Genomic DNA, 21,619 nt, shown 5'->3' on the forward strand with positions numbered 1-21,619 from the left:
TTCAGCGTTGCAAAATGAGGAGATGAGATGGCTGTAGGGGTCGCGCCCCCGTGCCTACCCCTGACGGAGGGCAACCACGGGGGGATTGCCCCTACCCAAATCATCTGTAATGTCTAATTCTTCTAGCCGATCTCTTCGAGTTACCCGCAAGGGGTCGCCCACTGTCCATCTTCTATTATCAATTGTTCAGGTCGAACTCGCTGAACCAGTAACGGCTTCACGCCGCGAGTCACTTGATGAATCCACCAAAATTCCTGCGTCTGAACTGCCCCAAATCCCGCCGCTCCCATCCAGGCATCGAGGTTGCCAGCAGCGTAGTCTTGAATGTAAGGTTCTTCAAAGATTTGAGTTAACCATTCGGTCTGTCTCAGGGTTTTTTGGCTGCCATCTAGGATCAGAACTTCGCCGCCAGGGGTCAGAAGCCGATGACACTCTTGGAGAATGGACTGGGCGACGATCGGGGGCGTTTCGTGAAACAACAGTGATGCAGTAACCAAATCAAAAGAGGCACCAGGAAAGCGAGTCTGTTCAGCGTTGCCTTGCTGCCATTGAATCTCCAACCCCATTTGTTTTGCCTTATGGTCAGCGACGACGAGCATATATGGGGACAAGTCAATGCCGATGACTTCAGCCTGGGGAAAAGCTTGTTTCAGCAAAAGCGTAGTGGAGCCTGTGCCGCAACCTAAGTCGAGAATGCGACGAGGTTTGGCTTGAATGGCATCAATTAAACCCTGACGCACCCACATTTCATTAGGAGGCAGCGCATATTGCGTAATCGGATCGTAGGAAACGGCAGCACTGATATTGAGATAGCCGTTTTCGATGCTGTGAAAGTTTTGACTGCTGTAATAAGTGGGATAAGTGAGTTGAGGATCTCGAAAGCGATCGCTCTCGGTTGGCCAGTCAATGCTTTCATAAAATCGTCGTAGGGCGGGTTCGTCGATAAACAGACGAGCGATCGGTGCCAGATATTGTTCAAAAATCGTGTCTTTACGAACTGCCATAAGCGCTAGATGGAATTCAATAAATGGTCAAGATCGCGGTTTGCTCTAGTCTAATGAATTCTGCCGATCGGTGCATTGAGCGGGATCATTTTCTCAGGCGTTTCATGCCGCTGCGATACCATTGAGCAACGCGATCAGGTGACACCCCAAGCAAATACGCCAAAATCACACACTGATTAATCAGCGTTGTTCTGACCGCGCCTAATTTTTGCCAACGTCTCCCAGAGGTGATCACGGCAGTGGATGCGATCGCGATTCGTCCCTGTCGCTTTAACTGCCGCACCAGTTCAAAATCCTCCATAATTGGCAGGTTAGGAAACCCTCCGAGGGCTTGAAAGGTCGTGGTTTTGAGAAAAATAGCTTGGTCGCCGTAGGGCATTTGCAAATAGCGCGATCGCGCATTTACGCCCCATTCAATCACTCGTAGCTTCCAGCCAGGCGCATCGATTTTTAGACGAAAAGCTCCTGCGATCACCGTTGATTGGCTGAGAGTGTCGCGAATCGTGAGGTCAAAGTCTCTAGGTAGCCGAGTATCAGCATGCAGAAATAGCAAAATATCGCCTGTTGCATCGGCGACTCCTGCATTCATTTGGTGGGCACGTCCGATCGGGGATTGGATGATCTTGACTCCGGCTCTTTTTGCAATCTCTAGCGTCTGATCTTGGCTTCCGCCATCAATGACAATGATTTCTACATCAAGTGCTTGTTGCAGAATGTGCAGAATTTTAGAAAGCTGATGAGCTTCGTTGAGAACGGGAATGATAATAGAGATGGTTTCGGTCACAGGGTTCAGAATTTCTCCAAATCTTCGGGACGATCGATATCACTCAACATAGGTAAATTCGCAATTGATAACTGTAATTTCTCTGCAATCGCAATCGTCTGCTGATAGACAATCGAAGTACTCCAAGTAATATTTTGAAACAGATCTGGAATCGGGTAATGTAATCCAATTAGATAATAGCCACCATCTGTAGCAGAACCGATGACTAAATCGTGAGTGACTAATTTTTGGAATGCTAGTGTTAATAGAGACGCATCGAGATCAGGGCAGTCAGTTCCGATCGCGACGACAAATTTTGCACCGCGATCGAACGCTGATTGAAATGCGTGAGTGATGCGATCGCCCAAGTCTCCAACACTCTGAGGGTGATAGTGCAAATCGTGACCGAGCCAGTCTTGCATCTGAGCGCGATCGCCCCCCACAAACAGCACATCAATGTCTACATCGCCTTGAAGCAGTCTTGCCTGTGACACCGTGTGTTCTGCCATTTGCCGATGTAGCGCTGCGGCTCCTGCTGCGCCCAACGCTGGAATCAGTCGAGTTTTTGCTTTCCCTGGCTTTGGGTAGCGAGTAAAAATAATCAAGTGTTTTTCAGCAGATCTCCGATCGGTCATCAGACGCTTTTTAGACAGCTTTCCCACTTTAGAGGAAGATGTTGGATTCCTGCTGAGGAATTTGATGAGGGTTGGGGCGATCGTATTTAAAGCTTAACTTTGGCTTTCGGGTTTAACGAGCTAACAATGCGGTTGAGCGGCGACAGACTTATCATTGTGTCTATGAAGTTGCCAAACTCTGACCAAGCCGTTAAGGAGATTTAGCAAATGAGTTCACCCATGCAATTGCTGGATGTTGTTGCATTAATTGAAAACTTACCAGAACTAGAGCTATATCGTGGACAAGTTGGAACTATTGTTGAAGTGTATGAGCCTGGGGTATTTGAGGTTGAGTTCAGCGATACGCAAGGACGAAATTATGCAGTGGAAACTTTAAGGGATGAACAATTAATGGTGCTGCATCATCAACCTATTTCAGAAGGCGCACTGCTCTAAAGAGGCTGCGTTTGTACCTTTTGCAGATTTTGACCCTAACAGATCTAGTGCAAGTGACTTCATACAAACCGATGACACGGAAGTATCTTACTACTATGCCTCAAGCCAAAAGCCCGCTCCGTTACCCTGGGGGCAAGTCAAAAGCTCTCGATAAAATAATTCCGCATATTCCGTTAAACGTTGGCGAATATAGAGAACCTTTTGTAGGGGGTGGTTCAGTTTTCCTTGCAGTAAAACAACTATTTGGTAGCCGAATAAAACAATACTGGGTCAATGACTTAAACTTTGATTTGTGTTGCTTTTGGCTATATGCAAAAACAGAGATCGAATCTTTGGCTGACGAAGTAGACAGAATCAAACAAAAATGTATTGATGGTAGAGAGCTATTTAAGTATTTCACTCGTGAGGATCTAAAACTTAGTGACTTTGAGCGAGCAGTCCGTTTTTTTGTCTTAAATCGCATTACTTTTTCAGGCACCGTTGACTCAGGTGGCTACTCTCAGCAAGCTTTTGACCGAAGGTTTACAGATTCATCGATCGCCAGGCTACGAAACCTCTCTGTTCACTTATCGTCTATTCACATCACTCATGGCGACTACGAAAACCTATTGTTTCAAAACGGCGAAAACGTTTTTATCTTCCTCGATCCGCCCTATTTAAGTGCTACAAAATCAAAGCTCTACGGCTTGAGAGGAAACCTACATACTGCTTTTGATCATGAGCGTTTTGCTGACAACATGCGTCAATGTCAGCACAAATGGCTAATTACTTATGACGACTCTCCTGAGATTAGGAAGTTGTTCGAGTTTGCCAATATTACTGAATGGACGCTTCAATATGGGATGAACAACTACAAGCAAGAATGTGCTGCTCAAGGTCGAGAACTACTCATCCAAAACTATTAACATAGAATCTTTGTTCTCTTTTTCCGTACAATCTAATGTCTCAAGTCTCTCTTCAAACCCTAGTTGATGGCGTTCGATCGGGTGATCACTTAATCAGCTTTCCGACCGATACCATTCCAGCATTAGCCGCTAGACCCGATCGAGCCGATCTAATCTTCACTACTAAACAGCGTAGTTTAGACAAACCACTGATCTTAATGGCAGCAGAAGTCTCTGACTTATGGCAATATGTCACTGGTACTGACGCAGAGCGGCAAGTTTGGCAACAAGTCGCTGAACGCTACTTACCAGGTGCATTAACATTAGTGCTTCCTGCCAGCGATCGCGTGCCTGCCACGATGAATCCCAACAATCCCACTACGATCGGAGTTCGAGTCCCCAATCACTCGATCGCTCGCGCTATTTTGTCAGAGACGGGCGCTCTAGCAACCACCAGCGCTAACAAGTCAGGACAACCCGCCCTCCAAACCATGTCTGAAATCGAGACAGCATTTTTAGAAGTGATGACACTGTTGCCCTTGGAACTCGATCGCTTAAAATTTGACAATCAGGCTGGCTCCGGGATGCCTTCTACTGTTGCAAAATGGACGGGTCACGGATGGGAGATTCTTCGTCAAGGCGCGATCGAGTTAAATCTGCCAAATCAGGGAGAATCTTAGAATACTTGTGAATCACTTCATCATTTGATGACGAGGCTGGAACCCATTCGATTAGAAACCCTTCGATGCACCTGTCAAGTCCTATTAGAACAGTGTTAATTAAATGAACTGGATAAATTGGATGTGTCTGGGAAGCGGGCTAGGGTTAGGACTCACAGCAGGCTGGTGGCTCTGGCATACAAAACCCCGCCCAGAGAATTCTCAGTCAGTAGCACCGACAACTGGCGCAGATTCTTTATCAAACCGCTATCAGCAGCTTGAACTGGCATACCAAATGGCAGTTGAGATGAGTCAGTTTAAAGGCGGGTTTCTCTCACGCACCTCTCACGAGCTACGATCGCCCCTTAATGGCATCATTGGCGTTCATCAACTCATTCTGGCTGACCTGTGCGAAAACACCGCCGAGGAGCGAGAATTCATCACTCAAGCTCACGAATCTGCTCTCAAAATGGTGCAGATTTTAGATGAAGTCATTGGCGTTGCCAGAGTTGAGCAAGGAACCGACGTGCTAGAGCTACAGCCTGTTCAACTCGCAGGGTTGCTATCACAAGTTAAAGACTTGACCCATCTCAAAGCCGAAAATCGCAACTTGTGGTTGACCGTTGAGTTGCCTGACCCTGAGATTTACGTGCTGGCAGACCCCAAGTGGTTTCGACAAGTGTTGCTCAATTTGGTCAACAGCGCGATCGACACCATGCAGCAAGGTAAAATCACTCTCTCAGCAATCGCGGTCGATTCAGAATTTGCCCATGTGGTGTTAGAAGACGAACGCCCTGCGGATTTTTGGCGTGAGTCGATCGACCTGTTAAAAACGGTCACGATCTCGGATGAATCGCCGAAATCAGATTCCTTTGAGCCACTGAAAGCGCGATCGTCGGGGTTCAACTTTCTGTTGAGCCAAACCTTGATGGAGGTCATGAATGGGCGATTAGAACGGTTAGAAAACTCCGCAGACACTCAAGAGCCGCTCAATCGCATTCAATGTTCCATTCCTGTGATTGCCCTAGAAGCCTGATCGATCGTTCCGCAAATTACGTTAATGTGAAGTCGTTTTAGAATGGACAAGCCGTCAACCGACAAAACATGGATGCGCTAATCGGCAAAACGCTACAGGGTGGCAAATATACGCTCGACGCAGAACTCGGACGAGGGGGCTTTGGCATTAACTACAAAGCGACTCATCACTACCTCAATCAAGTCGTGGTGATCAAGACGCTCAACGAAGCTTTGAGAAACGATCCCAACTTCTTAGAGTTTCAGCGTAAGTTTCAAGATGAAGCCCGACGTTTAGCGATCTGCGTTCATCCCAACATCGTGCGGGTCAGTGACTTCTTCTTAGAAGATGGCTTGTCGTTTATGGTGATGGACTATATTCCTGGGCCCACGCTAGAAGAGTGTGTCTTTCCCGATCGCCCCCTGCCCGAAGCAACCGCCATTCACTACATTCGGCAAATTGGCTCGGCGCTGCAAGTGGTGCATCAAAACGGACTGCTGCATCGAGACATCAAACCCCAAAACATTATTCTACGAACCGGAACTCAGCAAGTTGTTTTGATCGATTTTGGCATCTCTCGTGAGTTTACGCCCGGTTCGACGCAAACCCACACCAATATGATTTCGTCAGGCTATGCGCCGATCGAGCAATATTTTGTCCAAGAAAAGCGCAGCCCAGCCACGGATGTGTATGGACTGGCAGCCACGCTTTATGCCCTGCTAACGGCTCAGATTCCGACCGCTTCGATTTTGCGCGATCGTCAGCCGATGACTGACCCACGATCGTTGCAGCCTCACCTCAGCGCCTCCGTCAATCAAGCCATTATGCAAGGCATGGCACTCGATGTGCGATATCGTCCGGCGACGGTGGAGGCTTGGCTAAAACTCTTACCAACTTCTGAATCACAGCGTCCTGACCTTACTGTCCCCCGTGAAGCGACCCTTCCAGGCAATTTAAGCGGTTCTCAATCACCCAATCTCTACGAAGTGCATGAGCCGACTGTCCCGATGGTGCCGCGCCCGCCGATTCCTCGTTCACCCGATCGCAACCTGCCTAGCGAAATCTCGACCGGAACACAAGTGATCGGCGAGATTGGCAGTTCTCATCGAAGCATCGAAGCATCGCCGCGCAAATCCGGTTTGAGATTAGTGAAGTGGATGGCGGCTGCCTCTGGGATCACGATTATGGTCGTTGCGATCGCAGCTTTACTATTTAGGCCTCAACCGTCAGAAAGTCCCGTTGCGATCGAACCTTCACCCTCGCCTTCGATCGCGCCATCCCCCGAATCTTCACCCAGTCCCACTGTCTCTGCATCTCCGCAACCCTCACCGAAAGTTAGCGTCTCGATCGAGCCAACGCCCCCGCCAGTCTCAGATCCCACTCCGCCCGACCAACCGACTCAAAAGCCCAAAGAATCTCAACCCTCTGGTCAAATTCCCTCTAGAATTCCAGGCTTTCCTACAGGCACGTCTGAATCTGAGATTAAAGCTACCTTGGGCGAACCTACCACCACCCAGAAAGGCTATTGGGCAAACACACGCAGCGATTTGTATGAAGTCATTCCCGATCGGGTGACTTTAGCGTATAGCTACGATCGCACCTCTAATAAAGTCCGTCAAACCGAAGCCTCATTTGCTCCCTCGCTGGATGAGTTACTGATGCGAGTCACCGTTAACGGGATGTTGGGCAGTCAGGCCCCAGCCGATGTGATGGCAGGGCTTCAGCGTGTCTACCAACGGCAAGCCAATCAATATAGCTTTCAGCAAGGTGGATTGAAAGGCGTAATTGAGCGCAATAACCGCGATCGGATTTACATTGCCGTGTGGGATGCAGATTTACACTAGAGTTTCTTGAAAATGAAAATGGGGCAAACATCACGCTTGCCCCAAAAAATGCCTGATCAAAGGACTGAATTAATAACGGCGTGAACCCGTCGTTTCAGACGTGCTGGGGTCACGGTAAGCACTCGCTGTGTCATCTTGCTTGCTGCGGCGACCCATCAAGCCAAACAGACCTAATAAGCCCATCAAGCCCCAATAACCATTTCTATCGTCGTTATTATTGTAATCAGTTCGGGTCGTTGTGGTGCCCGTCGCATCGGTGCCTGTACCTGTAGTTCCGGTGCCTGTGCCTCCGGTTTGAGCAGAAGCTGGGAGAACTGCCAGACTCATCGCAACTGCGCTGGCTGCTAAAACTTTAGTGATTGCATTTGTTTTCATGATTGAAGTCCCTTAATCTAATATTTCGCTTGAACAATACAAGCCTATGCAGTCTCTACTCGTTCAGAATCATTCTTAGGCTTGAGATCCCTATCTTCTTTAAGTAGCGGTTTGGTTAACTGAGCGATCGGGATCGTACACCTATTGAAAGACTCCTGACTCTCGGCAAACATTTCAAAACCGTTACATTACAAGACTTCTCAGCCAAAGCGAAGACTCACAGTGATAAGCTGACAGATGAATTTGAAACACTTATCAAAAGAGGCGGAAATGACGGGGCAGCAGGTTCCTTACTTATTGCGGGCGGCACGAGGAGAAGCCCTCGATCGTCCTCCCGTGTGGATGATGCGACAAGCGGGTCGCTATATGAAAGCCTATCGAGATTTGCGGGATCGCTACCCCTCGTTTCGTGAGCGCTCCGAGATTCCAGACGTGGCGATCGAGATTTCTCTCCAACCTTGGAAAGCGTTTCAGCCAGACGGCGTGATTCTCTTTTCAGATATCGTTACGCCCCTACCAGGGATGGGCGTTGAGATGGATATTGCTGAGGGCAAAGGACCGATTATTGACTCGCCGATTCGCACTCAGGCGCAAGTCGATCAACTGCGCCCCCTAGAGCCAGAAGAATCGCTGCCCTTTATCAAACAAATCCTCACCGCGCTGCGTCAAGAAGTCGGCAACCAGTCAACGGTGTTGGGCTTTGTCGGCGCACCTTGGACGCTGGCTGCTTATATGGTTGAGGGCAAAGGCTCTAAAACCTACTCGGTGATCAAGAACATGGCGTTCTCAGATCCGACCATTTTGCATCAACTGCTAGGGAAATTGGCAGACTCGATCGCCACTTACATTCGCTATCAGATTGACTGTGGCGCTCAGGTGGTACAAATGTTTGACTCGTGGGCGGGTCAACTCAGCCCTCAAGACTACGACACGTTTGCCCTGCCTTATCAGCAGCAGGTCTTCAAGCAAGTCAAAGCCACCCATCCTGACACGCCGCTCATTTTGCTGGTCAGCGGCAGCGCGGGTGTGTTAGAAAGAATGGGAAAATCAGGGGCAGATATCGTCTCGGTTGATTGGTCAGTCGATATGGCAGATGCGCGGGCCCGATTAGGCAAAGATGTCAAAGTGCAGGGCAATATTGACCCCGGCGTTTTGTTTGGGTCTAAAGCGTTCATCCGCGATCGCATTCTCGACACCATTCGCAAAGCAGGTAATCGAGGACACATTCTCAACCTCGGACATGGTATTCTTCCCCTTACACCTGAAGAAAATGCGGCGTTCTTCTTTGAAACTGCCAAACAGGTTGATAAGCTACTAGCTACATCAACTTATTAAGGGTGAAACCCCGACACCCTACCCGCGCTCAAATGACCTTAAAGCGAATCTTGGTGACTGGTGCGAGTGGCTGCATCGGTCACTACATTGCCGAAGCCTTAATTCAAGAAACCGAGCATGAATTGTTTTTGCTGGTCAGAGACCCTGACAAGCTCAAGTTAAACGTTCATGCTCGTCCTGGTGTGACGGTGATTCGCGCTGATATGCGAGACATTGGGCAGCACAGCAGTCTCCTGAAAACCATTAACTGTGCGGTGCTAACGGCGACAGCCTGGGGCGGCGACGATGTTCATGAGATCAACGTGGTCAAAACACTGGAGTTAATGAGTCTGCTTGACCCAGACGTTTGCGATCGGGTGATTTATTTCTGCACAGCGAGTGTGTTGGGTCGCGATAATCAGCCGCTCAAAGAAGCCGGAGAGATCGGTAGCGATTACATTCGCTCTAAATATATTTGCTATTCAAGACTTGGAGAATTGGCGATCGCGCCCAAAGTCACGACCGTTTTTCCGACTCTGGTTTTGGGCGGCGGCGATGGCTATCCCTACTCACACATCTCATCGGGAATATCAGATGTGGTGAAGTGGATCAAGCTGATCCGATTTTTAGACGCAGAGGGGAGTTTTCACTTTGTTCACGGTCGAGATATTGCCCAAGTGGTGCGCCATCTCGTTGAGCATGCTGCCGATGAAAACGAGCCGCGTGACATGGTGTTAGGCAACGAAAAAATCACGGTGAATCAGGCGATCGAAGAAACCTGTGATTATCTCAACCAAAAAATCTATTTCCGCATTCCGCTCTCGCTCTGGCTGGCAGATTTCTTTATTTTTCTGTTTCGCATTCAGATGGGCGACTGGGAACGGTTTTCACTCCACTATCTGCACTTCACTTACCAAAATGCGGTCAGTCCGGCGACGTTTGGGCTGCCGACCTACTGTGCGACGCTCTACGACGTTCTAAAAATTAGTGGAATTCCTCGGCGACGCAGATAGCAAATTAACGTCAGTTCGACAGGAATTGGTTCGCTCCGGTTGTGAATTCGGGAAGCCCCCTAAATCCCCCACTTGTGGGGACTTTGAGCAGAGACTCCAGTTTCAAAGTCCCCTAGAATGGGGGATTTAGGGGGCAGAAGCCGACTCAAACGAAGCGGAAAACCTCGTCGAACTGACATCAAATTGAGCCAAGACTGATACGAATTCTAAAATCTCTCCCAGGAAATAGCAGAAACGCGGCGGTGAGGCGATACTCTCAGGAGAATTACGGTTGTAGCACGTTTTTCTGTGTGAGGCTTCAGCTATGCGCGTTTTGCTTATTTATCCTCAGTTTCCCAAGACTTTCTGGTCTTATGAAAAATTACTGGAACTAATTGATCGCAAAGTTCTACAGCCTCCCTTAAGTTTGGTCACAGTCGCCGCAATTTTGCCCCAAACCTGGGAGTTTAAGCTGGTCGATCGCAATGTCCGCTCAATCACTGACGATGAATGGAACTGGGCAGAGTTGGTCATCATTTCTGCCATGATCGTACAGAAAGAAGATATGCTCGACCAAATTCGAGAAGCCAAACGCCGCAACAAGCCAGTTGCCGTTGGCGGGCCGTATCCGACATCAATTCCTCATGAGCCTGCGGACGCGGGAGTAGATTATCTAATCCTTGATGAGGGCGAAATCACTTTACCTCTGTTTGTCGCCGCGTTAGAACGAGGTGAAACTCACGGAACGTTTCGATCGGATGGTGAAAAACCCGATATTACAGGCACGCCGATTCCTCGATTTGACTTGTTAGATTTCACTGCCTACGATGCGATGTCGGTGCAGTTTTCGCGGGGGTGCCCTTTTCAGTGCGAGTTTTGCGACATTATTGTGCTCTACGGACGCAAACCCCGCACCAAAACCCCTCAGCAATTATTGGCAGAGCTGGATTATCTTTATGATCTCGGCTGGCGACGACCTGTTTTTATGGTCGATGACAACTTCATTGGCAACAAGCGCAACGTCAAACTGTTTCTGAAAGAACTCAAAGTTTGGCAAGAAGATCATCAGTTTCCTTTTCGGTTTAGCACCGAAGCTTCGATCGATTTGGGTCAAGATGCCGAGTTGCTAGAGTTGATGAGTCAGTGCAACTTCAACGCCGTCTTTTTAGGGATTGAAACGCCCGACGAAGAAAGCTTGGCAATGACGAAGAAATTTCAGAATACCCGCAATTCTCTCGCGGATTCTGTGGAGGCGATCACCCGATCGGGCTTGCGAATTATGGCAGGGTTTATCATCGGCTTTGATGGCGAAAAAGCAGGCGCGGGCGATCGCATTGTCCGGTTTGCTGAAGCCACCAACATTCCCACCACCACGTTTGGGATGCTGCAAGCCTTGCCCAACACCGCACTTTGGCATCGTCTCGAAAAAGAAGGCAGAATGCTCGGACAAAGCAATCTAAATCAAACGACGCTGATGAATTTCGTCCCGACTCGCCCCTTAGAAGAGATTGCGCGAGAATATATCGAGGCGTTTTGTGAGTTATACGACCCGGAACGGTTTCTCGATCGTACCTATCGTCACTTCTTAATTATGGGTGCGCCTAAATGCAAACTCCCGGCAAAACCGATTAGCTGGATCGAGTTACGGGCGCTTTTGATCATCATTTGGCGACAGGGCATCAAGCGCAACACTCGCTGGAAGTTCTGGCATCATCTGTTTAGTATGATCAGGCGCAACCCTGCCGTCTGGAAACACTATCTCTCAACCTGCGCCCACGAAGAACATTTTTTGGAATATCGCCAGATTGTGCGCGATCAGATTGAAGCTCAGGTAGATGCTTATTTAGCACAACGGCTTAACGCTCAGAATGTGACACCCGTCGCCTCCGTGAACCTCGTTAGCTGAACGTCAGTTCGACAGCAGTCGTTCGCTTCGCTGATGAATTCGGGAGAGCTACCTAAAATCCCCCAAAATTGGGGAACTTTGAACCGGAGATTTTGGCTTGAAGTCCCCCATTCTGGGGGATTTAGGGGGCAGAAGCCGCTGAGAGAGGCGAAAAAACTCGTCGAACTGACGTTAACTGAAAACCTTTCAAATCGAGATAGAAGCGGTAAATTGTTTCTGCTGATCGATCGCCCAGGCAAGAGTACGGATTTCACCCGATCGCCTTCTCCCGTCACCCACTCTCCCAGAGTGATAAGATTGGTATACGCTGAATGAGTAATTCAGTCCCTAGTTTTGACGGTTTTGCAGTGGCTCGATCGCCCACTCAACCCGCTCAAAATCCTAAAGATTCAAAAACGTCTTATTCCTCCTGACATGCTTAAAACTCTGCTGGGCGACCCCAACGCACGTAAGCTTAAAAAATATCAACCCTACATCACTGAGATCAAGCTCTTAGAAGATGAAATTCAGGCACTCTCAGACGAGGCGTTGACCGCAAAAACCACAGAATTTAGGCAACGGCTCGAAAAGGCAAAAAACGACAACGAGCAGAAGCAAATTTTAGATGATTTGCTGCCCGAAGCGTTTGCCGTCGTGCGAGAAGCGAGCCGCCGCGTCTTAGGAATGCGTCACTTTGATGTGCAGCTTTTGGGAGGCATGGTGCTGAACAATGGGCAAATTGCCGAGATGAAAACGGGAGAAGGCAAAACCCTCGTTTCAACGCTGCCTGCCTACCTCAATGCGCTCTCAGGCAAAGGCGTTCACGTGGTGACGGTCAACGATTATCTAGCCCGACGCGACGCGGAATGGATGGGTCAAGTCCACCGCTTTTTGGGCTTGAGTGTCGGGCTGATTCAGCAAAATATGAGTCCCGCCGAGCGTCAGAAAAACTACGCCTGTGACATCACCTACGCCACCAACAGCGAACTAGGGTTTGACTATCTGCGCGACAACATGGCAACTTCGATGGAAGAAGTCGTGCAGCGTCCGTTTAACTATTGTGTGATTGACGAAGTAGACTCGGTGCTGATTGATGAAGCCCGAACTCCGCTAATTATTTCAGGTCAGGTTGAGCGTCCAACTGAGAAATATTTGCAAGCCTCGACGATCGCCAGTGCCCTCCGCCCCGATGAACATTACGAAGTAGACGAAAAACAGCGCAACATTCTGCTGACCGATGAAGGGTTTATCGAATCCGAAAACTTGTTAGAAGTTACTGATCTCTTTGATCCGCAAGATCCTTGGGCGCACTATATGTTTAATGCGATCAAAGCCAAAGAACTGTTTATCAAAGACGTAAACTATATTGTTCGCAATGATGAAGTTGTGATTGTCGATGAGTTTACAGGGCGGGTGATGCCCGGTCGTCGCTGGAGCGATGGCTTGCACCAAGCGATCGAAGCCAAAGAGCACGTCGAGATTCAAAACGAAACTCAAACGTTGGCGACGATTACCTATCAAAACTTCTTCTTGCTCTACCCCAAACTCGCTGGCATGACGGGCACCGCCAAGACTGAAGAGGCCGAATTTGAGAAGATCTATAAGCTAGAAGTCACGATCATTCCGACTAACCGCACCACCAAGCGAACTGATCAATCCGATGTTGTCTACAAGACCGAAGAGGCTAAGTGGACTGCGATCGCTGAAGAATGTGCCGAGATGCACCGCGATGGTCGTCCAGTTTTAGTCGGCACCACGAGCGTTGAGAAGTCAGAATTGCTCTCAGGCTTGCTGGCAGATCAGGGCGTTCCTCACAACCTGCTCAACGCTAAACCCGAAAACGTTGAGCGAGAGTCTGAGATTATTGCTCAAGCCGGACGTAAAGGAAAAGTGACGATCGCCACCAACATGGCAGGGCGCGGCACCGATATTATTCTCGGCGGCAACTCCGACTATATGGCGCGTCTGAAGATTCGTGAATATTTAATGCCCAAGATCGTGCAGCCTGAAGACGAAGACCAATTTGGTGGGGGGCGCGGGTTTGGCGATACGCGCAGTGGCGGACAAGGCTTTGGTGCAGGTCAAAAGGTGAAAACCTGGAAAGTCAAATCTGACATTTATCCCACTGATTTATCTCGTGAAACCGAGCAACTGCTTAAAGATGCCGTTTCTACAGCCGTTAGACAATATGGCGAACGCAGCCTTCCCGAATTAGAGGCAGAAGACAAGATCGCAACGGCGGCAGAAAAAGCGCCCACGAGTGATCCGGCGATTCAAGAACTACGAGCCGTCTATAAGCTAGTTCGTCAAGAATACGATGCGTTTACCGATCGTGAGCATGAAGAAGTTGTTAGCCTCGGCGGACTACACGTGATCGGCACCGAGCGTCACGAGTCGCGGCGAATCGACAACCAACTGCGCGGACGAGCGGGACGACAAGGCGACCCCGGTTCGACCAAGTTCTTTCTCAGCCTGCAAGATAACTTACTGCGGATTTTTGGCGGCGATCGCGTGGCGGGCTTGATGAACGCCTTCCGCGTTGAAGAAGATATGCCGATCGAGTCGGGAATGTTAACCCGATCGCTCGAAGGCGCTCAAAAGAAAGTCGAAACCTACTACTACGACATTCGGAAGCAGGTGTTTGAGTATGACGAAGTGATGAACAATCAGCGTCGTGCGATTTACGCCGAGCGTCGTCGAGTGCTAGAGGGGCAAGACCTCAAAGAGCAAGTTGTCAAATATGCCGAGCAAACGATGGATGATATCGTCACGGCTTACATTAATGTTGACCTGCCTCCCGAAGAGTGGGAACTCGATAAGCTAGTGGGCAAGGTTAAAGAATTTGTCTATCTACTGTCTGACTTAGAGCCAGACCAGCTATCAGATATGACGATCGGAGAAATCAAAACCTTCCTGCACGAACAGGCGCGCATCGCTTATGACCTCAAAGAAGCCGAAGTTGATCAACTTCAACCTGGTTTAATGCGTCAAGCCGAGCGATTCTTCATTCTCAACCGCATTGATACTCTTTGGAGAGAACACCTTCAGCAAATGGATGCGCTGCGTGAATCGGTTGGTCTGCGGGGTTATGGACAAAAAGATCCGCTCATTGAGTATAAGAGCGAAGGTTACGAACTGTTTTTAGAGATGATGATCAACATCCGTCGAGACGTGGTGTACTCGTTGTTTCAGTTTCAGCCGCAAGCGCAAGCACAAGTTGAAACTGCCTCTGAGATCATTTAATGTTACGTGAGGTGCGACTAAGAACCCTCACCTTCGCTACTGTGTACACACAAGTTGTTCGTCGCTCCGTTTCAGTCGGCTTCAGCCCCCCTAAATCCCCCATTCTGGGGGACTTTGAAACTGGAATCTCGGCTCAAAGTCCCCCACTCATGGGGGATTTAGGGGGCGAAGACCTCGGCGATGACAGTGATCAGAAGACTCGTGTGTACACAGTAGCTCTCCGGTGGGAGAGGGATGCTTTTGGGCAATTTTGGGAAAGTCGCACTGCGCGTAATGTTGAGTTCAAATAATGGGCGTTACTGACCTGATTCTGCAACGCCGGGACGTTAATCATCAGCAATCTGTCGTCTCAAGGCATCGTGCTGCGTTTTAAAGAATTCTTCAGAATGTTGCTTCATGGCTTCCTGAGACGATCGCAGCGCTGCCTCAAACTGTCTTAACTGACGCAGTGCCTCGATTTGATAGTAGCGGGCACGAATGAGAGAATTACGATCGCGCCGCTCGGTTGTCAGCACTTGATTAAACGATTGCAACGCTTCTTCAGGGCGATCGAGTTGACAGTAGGCATAGCCACGATCGGTTAAGACGTGGGCATTGCCAGGGTTATATCGCAAAAACGTATCCAGCGAGGCAATGGCTTCTTCATAGCGCTCTAGCTGCAAGAGGGCATCACCGCGCTCGTGAGCTAAATCTCGCTGTTTGGGTTGCAGGGCATAGGCGCGATCGTAGCTTGTGATTGCTGCCTCAAATCGCTGAAGTTTTGCCAATGCCAACCCGCGCTCATGCCACAGCCGAAAATCGTCAGGATGATCACTCAAGCCCCGGTTATAAGTTGCGATCGCCGCTTCATAGTGCTGCGATCGCTCTTGCTCTTTTGCGTAGGCGATCCATTGCAGAGCTTGAGTAAAGCGCGGGGGGATATCTGCTGCATTCTCGGTGCTTTTCTGGGAACCCAGCCCTTGAGTTACTTTTAACGATCGACGCTGACGAATCACCTGCCAACCCACCACTCCGCTTAAGAGAATTAACACAATACTGCCTCCAAGCATGGGCGAAGCAGACAACACCCCTGAGTCTTGCGGTGTCTCATAATCCAACGTTGTGAAGGTTTGTTTTGACATGCTGGGTAGTTTTAGGTTGCAGCTTGCTGATCTGTACGGGAGGGCGAGTATTTCTAACTTAGCACTCCAGTTCTAACAGTGACATCAGTGGCACAGAGACCGATTCTGAGCCGCGTCTGGGTTGAGTCACACACGAGGAATTTTTTGACCCTCAATCTTCATCTATATAAAGCTTTCGTAGTGGGACCAGTAGGATTACGGTGAATCGGTGAAGTTGTCCTGGAATGACGACGGGTCTGCGTATTAGCTAGGTGTCCCCCTCACCCGGAGTAGAATGCTAGACCTGATCCCTTCTCTGTTATCGCAACTCACGACTCAAAAGCTCGCGCTTGATGACGTTCAGCCAACGGGGACTGAACTTGTTTTTCAACAAGAAGTTGCGGCTCCTGCTCCGATCGTCACGATCGCGCCACCTGAGTCATCATCTCCAGCACCTTCAGCCTCTTCAAAGCAATTACCGCCTGTGCCAGTTCCACCCCCGGTTGCTACTGCACCCACTATTCAAACTTCTAATCTGGCTGCTTCATCTACCATGCAACGCCCACAGGTCGTGAGTCAAAGCACCCCGCCGCCTCAAACGGTAAAACTCACGGCTCAATCCACCCCTCAGCAGAAACCAGCACCAGTTTTTGAAGTGGTTGTGGATCGAGAAGCGCCAGCACCAGAGAAACCAGCAGAGCAAGTTTCAGGTACTGCGATCGCCAATCCTCTTCCGACTAGTGCTGCATTGCCGATCGTCAAAAATTCAGTTCAGAATCAAGCCGCAGCCACTCCGACAACTGAGCCGTCTATCAAGCAAAAAACGCCTTTGCAGAACAGTGGCTCTAATCAGTCAAATCAGTTATTAGAACGCCGACAAGTCTTAAAGCAACGCCTCGCGGAGATTGTTGCCAAAGACACCGCCAAAAAAGCAGCTCAGGAGGGTTTAGTCACTCGCGCTTATGAGTCTGTCAGCAAGGGAGAATTTGCCCAGGCTCGGCAACTGCTGCAAGATCCTACCCTTTCGGGAACGGTGCGGGCAGACCTGGTGAATACTATCAATGGTCTAGAAGCCAAGAGTCGCAAAGTAGGCGTTACTCAAGCAACCGAACCTGTCAGAATTGTGCTCAACCAGCGCCAACTTTCACAGCGCCAGCAAGATCTGCTGCGATCGGTGCCCAGTCTGCCACCCCTGCCTAAGCCTGCGCCTAGTCAAGCGTCGGTGAATCCAGGCTTTCAGTCGGTGCCGATCCCCATTCAGCATTTAACCCAGCCGTTGATTAATCGCCAAGTTGCCGCAGCCAGTGCAGCGAGTGGCAGCGATTCATCAGGGCTACGAGCAGCCAATCAAGATTACAGCACTACCAACCCGTCAGCACCAGAGCTGCAAGCCTATCGAGGCACCGTGCCCATTCCTAACAATTTGACGGGCGAACAGATTATGTATCCTCTGCCCGTCCCGGCACCTGTCACTTCTAAGTATGGTTGGCGCGTCCATCCGGTTAACGGCGATCGGCGGTTTCATGCGGGCGTTGATTTGGGTGCGGCTCAAGGAACGCCTATCTTAGCCACGCGCACCGGACGAGTTTCCGTCGCCGATCGCATGGGCGGTTATGGAATAGCGGTGGTGCTTCAGCATGCTAAGGGCAAGCAAGACACGCTTTATGCTCATATGTCACAGATGTTTGTGCGCCCTGGTGAGCAAGTCAAACCGGGCACGATTATTGGGCGAGTCGGCAGCACAGGGCTATCGACCGGGCCGCACCTGCACTATGAAACTAGACAGCAGAAAGGGTCTAGCTGGGTCACAACCGATCCGGGCCCTCAGTTAGAAGCGGCGCGAACCCAGTTAGTGCAAGCACGAAAGGTGAGTGCGCGAAAAGTCGAGCAGCAGAAGGGTTAATGCCAGTTTGATTTAACGTGAGTTCGATAGAAGTGGTTCACTCCGATGATGAATTCGGGAGAGCTACCTAAATCCCCCAAAATCGGGGAACTTTGAACCAGAAATTTTGGCTTGAAGTCCCCCAAATTGGGGGATTTAGGGGGCAGAAGCCGCTAAGAACGAAGCGAAAAAACTCGTCGGACTCACGTTGATTTACGTGACAGATCCGCAAGAGGGCACGGCATTGCCACGCCCGTACGTCGCAATTGTTTTTGAAATGGGTCTAAGTCAAGATGCCTGAGCTACAAAGTTCTCGGAGTCATTTAATTTATGATCGTGAGCCAGATCTTCTGAAGATCTCACGTTTTCTAGAATCAGAGCCTCACAGGTTCGGGCAATTAAACCCGTCAACACGTTGCCACAACCGACTTCGACCACGCGATCGACTCCTTCGATCGCGAGTCTTAAAGAGATTTCGCGCCATCTGACTGAGCCAGCCATCTGCTGCATTAATTGAGCTTTTAGGCGATCGGCTGCGGTCTGCGGAGTCGGCTCAACATTTGAGATTACCGGAATCTGAGCCGACCGAAACGGCACCGCTTTGAGGACTTGACAAAACGCCTCTGCCGCCTCGGCCACCACTGGAGAGTGAAACGCGCCACTCACTTTCAGCGGCACGACTCGCCGGACTTTAACCTGAGACAGCACCGTTGCGATCGCGTCGCTCAACCCCGAAATCACTACCTGTCCCGGATGGTTGTCATTAGCAAGCACGACATTCGGCGTTTGTTCAATCTGTGCCATTAGCTGATCTCGATCGACCCCAATCAGCGCCATCATGCTGCCAATGTTGACTCGATGCATTAATTCGGCTCGTCGTTTGATTAGCTGCAACCCAGTCTCAAAACTAAATACGCCCGCGACATAGAGCGCGACATATTCTCCTAAACTGTGACCTGCTACTAAGTCGGGTCGATCGCCTTGGGCTTGCAGCAGATCAGCTAAAACGGCGGAGATCACATAGAGGCAAGGTTGAGTATAAAGCGTTTGCGAGAGGCGGTCTTCTTGAAGGCAGATCTCAGAAACCGACCAGCCTAGAATCTGTTCTGCCTGCTCAAATCTAGCGGCTGCTGTTGGAATTTTGAGCAAATCGCTGCCCATCCCTACAGACTGAGACCCTTGACCTGGAAACACCCATGCCGTTTTCATCGATCGTTCCTCCCAGCGAATGATGGAGCAATTAGGCGCAGACCGCTTCAATAATGCTGAAAGGAGATCGAGACGAAATCACATTTATGACCGTCAACCCTGCGGCGGCAAACAGCGATCGATACTGCGCTTCGGTGCGCTCATAGCCGCCCGATGACATGATCAGCGCCTCGATATCGACAATTTTGCCCAGTGCAGGCGCGTTTCCTGGCGGAATTACCATTTCGACGACCAGCAGTTTGGCAGTGTCATCCATCGCTTCACAGCAGTGCTTTAGAACTCGACCCGCATCCTGATCATTAAAGTCGTGAATAAAATTCTTGAGAATATAGAGATCGCCGCCTTTGGGCAACGAGCTAAATGGCTCTCCCTCAACAAGTTGACAGCGATCGTAGACTCCCTGCTCAGTGAGTAGGGTTTTTGCCAGTTCTAACCCAGGGGCAAGGTCAAAAAACACGCCGCGCAGAACGGGATTTGCGGTCAAGATTCGCGCCAGCAGATTTCCATATCCACCCGGAATGCCGATCTCGACGATCGTGCCCGCATCTGAGAAATCATAATTTGCAAGAATGCTCGTATCAATGGTTTCTAGCAAGCTGACCATGCTGCGATCGAACGTGCTAGCAAGGTCAGGATTTTGAGCAAAATAGTCTAAAAACTCCATGCCATAAACGTGATCAAACGCGGGCTTTCCAGTTTTGACACTGTAGAGAACGTCGCCCCAAGTCTGCCAGTGCCACTGCTCACCCGCGACGATCGCATAGTCTCTGAGCGAACCAGAGCCGCCACTTTGCAAGGTTGCCCCGCGTGGAGTCATCTCAAAATCACCCGTTTCGGTTTCGGCAAAAATGCCCATGCTGGCCAGCGATCGCAATAGTCGATAGAGCGATTGAGGGTGGGTTTGCGTTGCCTCTGCTAAGGTCGAGATACTTTTTGCACCGTCGGTCAATAAATCGGCAATGCCCAACTTTGCAGCGACATGAATCGCTTGCGAAACCCGATAAGCATTTGCCATTTGCAGCATGACCACTTGCGGGGGCATAGACGAGGCACCCGTGGGACGCGAACTGGCTTTTTCTGAATTCGTAACCACCATAATTCTCAACCCGTTTAGGAATGTAAATTTGGATCTAATACCAATCTAAAAACGATTACTGCAAATCAATCAATATTTGCGTCGGGCGACAATTTTTAGTGAGAAAACGCGATCGCTAAATGTCCCTTATTGGATTGTCGTTCTTGAACAATTCCATCAATTCCAGTCATCAGATCAATGACATCTTTGAGAATCATCACAATCTGCTGATAGTGATAAATGCTCTGTTCGCAAAGTGTGCAGCCCTGACGCTCTTGAAGCCACTTCTGACAAATCTGCCTTCCGCTTAGCGAATAGTTCCAAACGGTTGGAGAAACCCCTTCAAAATATTGAGTTTGATTAATCCAAACTAGCCCGCTTTCGACATCTGACTCAGGCAGCGTGTAGCGAATCGTTTCTACTAAGTTGTTGCCTGCGATCGGATAGCTAACTGACGCGAGGGCACGGGTTTGACGAAACCCCTCTAGCGGAGAGCGCAGCGTTTTATCAGAGGCATTAATGACTTTGCGATGCAGTCGAGCATTGGCTTTGTGAGTAGCCGTCTTAGCATCACGATCGACCCGATTTAACGGCACCGTCTCGGTGCGCTGAGGACGACGAAAAAATTCTCGGACTTTCACACGCGTATTCACATCTAGTAAGGATTGCATCATGGCTAAATAGGGATACCAGTTTCTATAGAGCAACTCAGATGGCTTTCAGTCTCGCATGTCAGAGCCATGAGCATGTCTAACCGATGAATCAAGACTGTAGGAGTTGTGTCTGTGTTATGAATGTTTTTCTATAGCAATCTGCTTCGCGTTGTCAGATCTTGAATTCCTTCTAAATTCTGTCTATATTGAGAAACTCTGCTGACTTGTGGAATTACTTTTTGACGATCGTGCTTATTATTAAAAGCGTCATTCACTCCATTGCAGAACTCGATCGCAGACTTTCACTTCTGAGTGATATCGAGTTTTTCTCGTCCTATGAGCGTCATTACTGTTTAAGCAAATCAAAGCCATTGCCGTCGTTTTCTGGAATCTGGTGTGCAAAAGAAGCGTTTAGCCAAGCGATCGCTAATCTTGACCAGTCTCCTCGCTGCCCATTCTTAGACATTGAAGTGTGCCATGACTCTAACGGTCGTCCCTACATTGGGTTAAAAAATTACCTGACTCAGTGGTGCCACGACAAGCGTATGGCAATCAATCTATCGATCAGTCATTCTAGAGAATTTGCCGCCGCGAGCGTATTGCTATATTCCGTTCAAAACGATGGCACCGTCTAACCATGAAAAAAGAGGCG

Annotated in this window: 19 protein-coding genes; 11 read left to right on the plus strand and 8 right to left on the minus strand. The window is 49.5% G+C overall.

Going from position 1 to position 21,619, the window contains the following annotated elements:
- Positions 1 to 140: 140 nt before the first annotated feature.
- From BRW63_RS16670 to BRW63_RS16680, 3 genes are all read right to left on the minus strand, one after another.
- Entirely contained in the window at positions 141 to 1,004 is an 864-nt protein-coding gene (locus BRW63_RS16670) for a class I SAM-dependent methyltransferase (RefSeq protein ID WP_073072996.1), read from the minus strand.
- Positions 1,005 to 1,089: 85 nt separating this feature from the next.
- A complete protein-coding gene (locus BRW63_RS16675) occupies positions 1,090 to 1,788 on the minus strand; it encodes a TIGR04283 family arsenosugar biosynthesis glycosyltransferase (protein ID WP_083583003.1) in 699 nt (232 codons plus the stop codon).
- Between the two features lie 5 nt (positions 1,789 to 1,793).
- On the minus strand, positions 1,794 to 2,402 hold the full coding sequence (locus tag BRW63_RS16680; protein ID WP_073073000.1) for a TIGR04282 family arsenosugar biosynthesis glycosyltransferase: 609 nt from the start codon (positions 2,400 to 2,402) through the stop codon (positions 1,794 to 1,796).
- Between the two features lie 207 nt (positions 2,403 to 2,609).
- Here BRW63_RS16680 and BRW63_RS16685 point away from each other — a divergent pair, with 207 nt between their 5' ends.
- The 5 genes from BRW63_RS16685 (at position 2,610) to BRW63_RS16705 (ending at position 7,239) form a co-directional block, all read left to right on the plus strand.
- Entirely contained in the window at positions 2,610 to 2,837 is a 228-nt protein-coding gene (locus BRW63_RS16685; protein WP_219898631.1) for a DUF4926 domain-containing protein, read from the plus strand.
- Between the two features lie 95 nt (positions 2,838 to 2,932).
- Complete coding sequence (locus BRW63_RS16690) at positions 2,933 to 3,742, plus strand: DNA adenine methylase (protein WP_073073109.1); 810 nt, start codon at positions 2,933 to 2,935, stop codon at positions 3,740 to 3,742.
- 35 nt (positions 3,743 to 3,777) lie between these two features.
- Positions 3,778 to 4,401 carry an L-threonylcarbamoyladenylate synthase gene (locus BRW63_RS16695; protein ID WP_073073004.1) on the plus strand — a complete coding sequence of 208 codons (624 nt, stop codon included), beginning with the start codon at positions 3,778 to 3,780 and terminating at the stop codon, positions 4,399 to 4,401.
- 103 nt (positions 4,402 to 4,504) lie between these two features.
- Positions 4,505 to 5,416, plus strand: a complete 912-nt coding sequence (locus BRW63_RS16700) for an ATP-binding protein (RefSeq protein WP_073073006.1) — start codon at positions 4,505 to 4,507, stop codon at positions 5,414 to 5,416.
- Between the two features lie 68 nt (positions 5,417 to 5,484).
- Positions 5,485 to 7,239 (plus strand): serine/threonine protein kinase, encoded by a 1,755-nt coding sequence (locus tag BRW63_RS16705; RefSeq protein ID WP_073073008.1) that lies wholly within the window; start codon positions 5,485 to 5,487, stop codon positions 7,237 to 7,239.
- Positions 7,240 to 7,308: 69 nt separating this feature from the next.
- On the opposite strand, the gene BRW63_RS16710 is transcribed toward BRW63_RS16705, so the two are convergent.
- A complete protein-coding gene (locus tag BRW63_RS16710; protein ID WP_073073010.1) occupies positions 7,309 to 7,614 on the minus strand; it encodes a WGxxGxxG family protein in 306 nt (101 codons plus the stop codon).
- Positions 7,615 to 7,851: 237 nt separating this feature from the next.
- On the opposite strand from BRW63_RS16710, the gene hemE reads away from it, so the two are divergent.
- From hemE to secA, 4 genes are all read left to right on the plus strand, one after another.
- On the plus strand, positions 7,852 to 8,949 hold the full coding sequence (hemE, locus tag BRW63_RS16715; RefSeq protein ID WP_425320468.1) for a uroporphyrinogen decarboxylase: 1,098 nt from the start codon (positions 7,852 to 7,854) through the stop codon (positions 8,947 to 8,949).
- Between the two features lie 2 nt (positions 8,950 to 8,951).
- Positions 8,952 to 9,941 (plus strand): NAD-dependent epimerase/dehydratase family protein, encoded by a 990-nt coding sequence (locus BRW63_RS16720; protein WP_317615823.1) that lies wholly within the window; start codon positions 8,952 to 8,954, stop codon positions 9,939 to 9,941.
- A gap of 304 nt (positions 9,942 to 10,245) precedes the next feature.
- Positions 10,246 to 11,826, plus strand: a complete 1,581-nt coding sequence (locus tag BRW63_RS16725; protein ID WP_073073061.1) for a B12-binding domain-containing radical SAM protein — start codon at positions 10,246 to 10,248, stop codon at positions 11,824 to 11,826.
- Between the two features lie 333 nt (positions 11,827 to 12,159).
- On the plus strand, positions 12,160 to 15,048 hold the full coding sequence (gene secA / locus BRW63_RS16730) for a preprotein translocase subunit SecA (RefSeq protein ID WP_455566662.1): 2,889 nt from the start codon (positions 12,160 to 12,162) through the stop codon (positions 15,046 to 15,048).
- Between the two features lie 326 nt (positions 15,049 to 15,374).
- Here secA and BRW63_RS16740 read toward each other — a convergent pair whose 3' ends face one another.
- Entirely contained in the window at positions 15,375 to 16,169 is a 795-nt protein-coding gene (locus BRW63_RS16740; protein WP_073073065.1) for a tetratricopeptide repeat protein, read from the minus strand.
- Positions 16,170 to 16,443: 274 nt separating this feature from the next.
- Here BRW63_RS16740 and BRW63_RS16745 point away from each other — a divergent pair, with 274 nt between their 5' ends.
- Positions 16,444 to 18,051 carry a M23 family metallopeptidase gene (locus BRW63_RS16745; protein WP_073073066.1) on the plus strand — a complete coding sequence of 536 codons (1,608 nt, stop codon included), beginning with the start codon at positions 16,444 to 16,446 and terminating at the stop codon, positions 18,049 to 18,051.
- Positions 18,052 to 18,318: 267 nt separating this feature from the next.
- On the opposite strand, the gene fabD is transcribed toward BRW63_RS16745, so the two are convergent.
- From fabD to BRW63_RS16760, 3 genes are all read right to left on the minus strand, one after another.
- On the minus strand, positions 18,319 to 19,239 hold the full coding sequence (gene fabD / locus BRW63_RS16750) for an ACP S-malonyltransferase (protein ID WP_073073068.1): 921 nt from the start codon (positions 19,237 to 19,239) through the stop codon (positions 18,319 to 18,321).
- A gap of 31 nt (positions 19,240 to 19,270) precedes the next feature.
- Positions 19,271 to 20,335 (minus strand): methyltransferase, encoded by a 1,065-nt coding sequence (locus tag BRW63_RS16755; RefSeq protein WP_083583004.1) that lies wholly within the window; start codon positions 20,333 to 20,335, stop codon positions 19,271 to 19,273.
- Between the two features lie 95 nt (positions 20,336 to 20,430).
- Positions 20,431 to 20,988, minus strand: a complete 558-nt coding sequence (locus BRW63_RS16760) for a type ISP restriction/modification enzyme (protein ID WP_083583006.1) — start codon at positions 20,986 to 20,988, stop codon at positions 20,431 to 20,433.
- Positions 20,989 to 21,215: 227 nt separating this feature from the next.
- Here BRW63_RS16760 and BRW63_RS16765 point away from each other — a divergent pair, with 227 nt between their 5' ends.
- A complete protein-coding gene (locus tag BRW63_RS16765) occupies positions 21,216 to 21,602 on the plus strand; it encodes a holo-ACP synthase (protein ID WP_181314425.1) in 387 nt (128 codons plus the stop codon).
- The last annotated feature ends 17 nt before the right edge of the window (positions 21,603 to 21,619 follow it).

Origin of the sequence: Phormidesmis priestleyi ULC007 (genome assembly GCF_001895925.1) — a bacterium.
Lineage (GTDB): Bacteria > Cyanobacteriota > Cyanobacteriia > Leptolyngbyales > Leptolyngbyaceae > Phormidesmis_A > Phormidesmis_A priestleyi_A.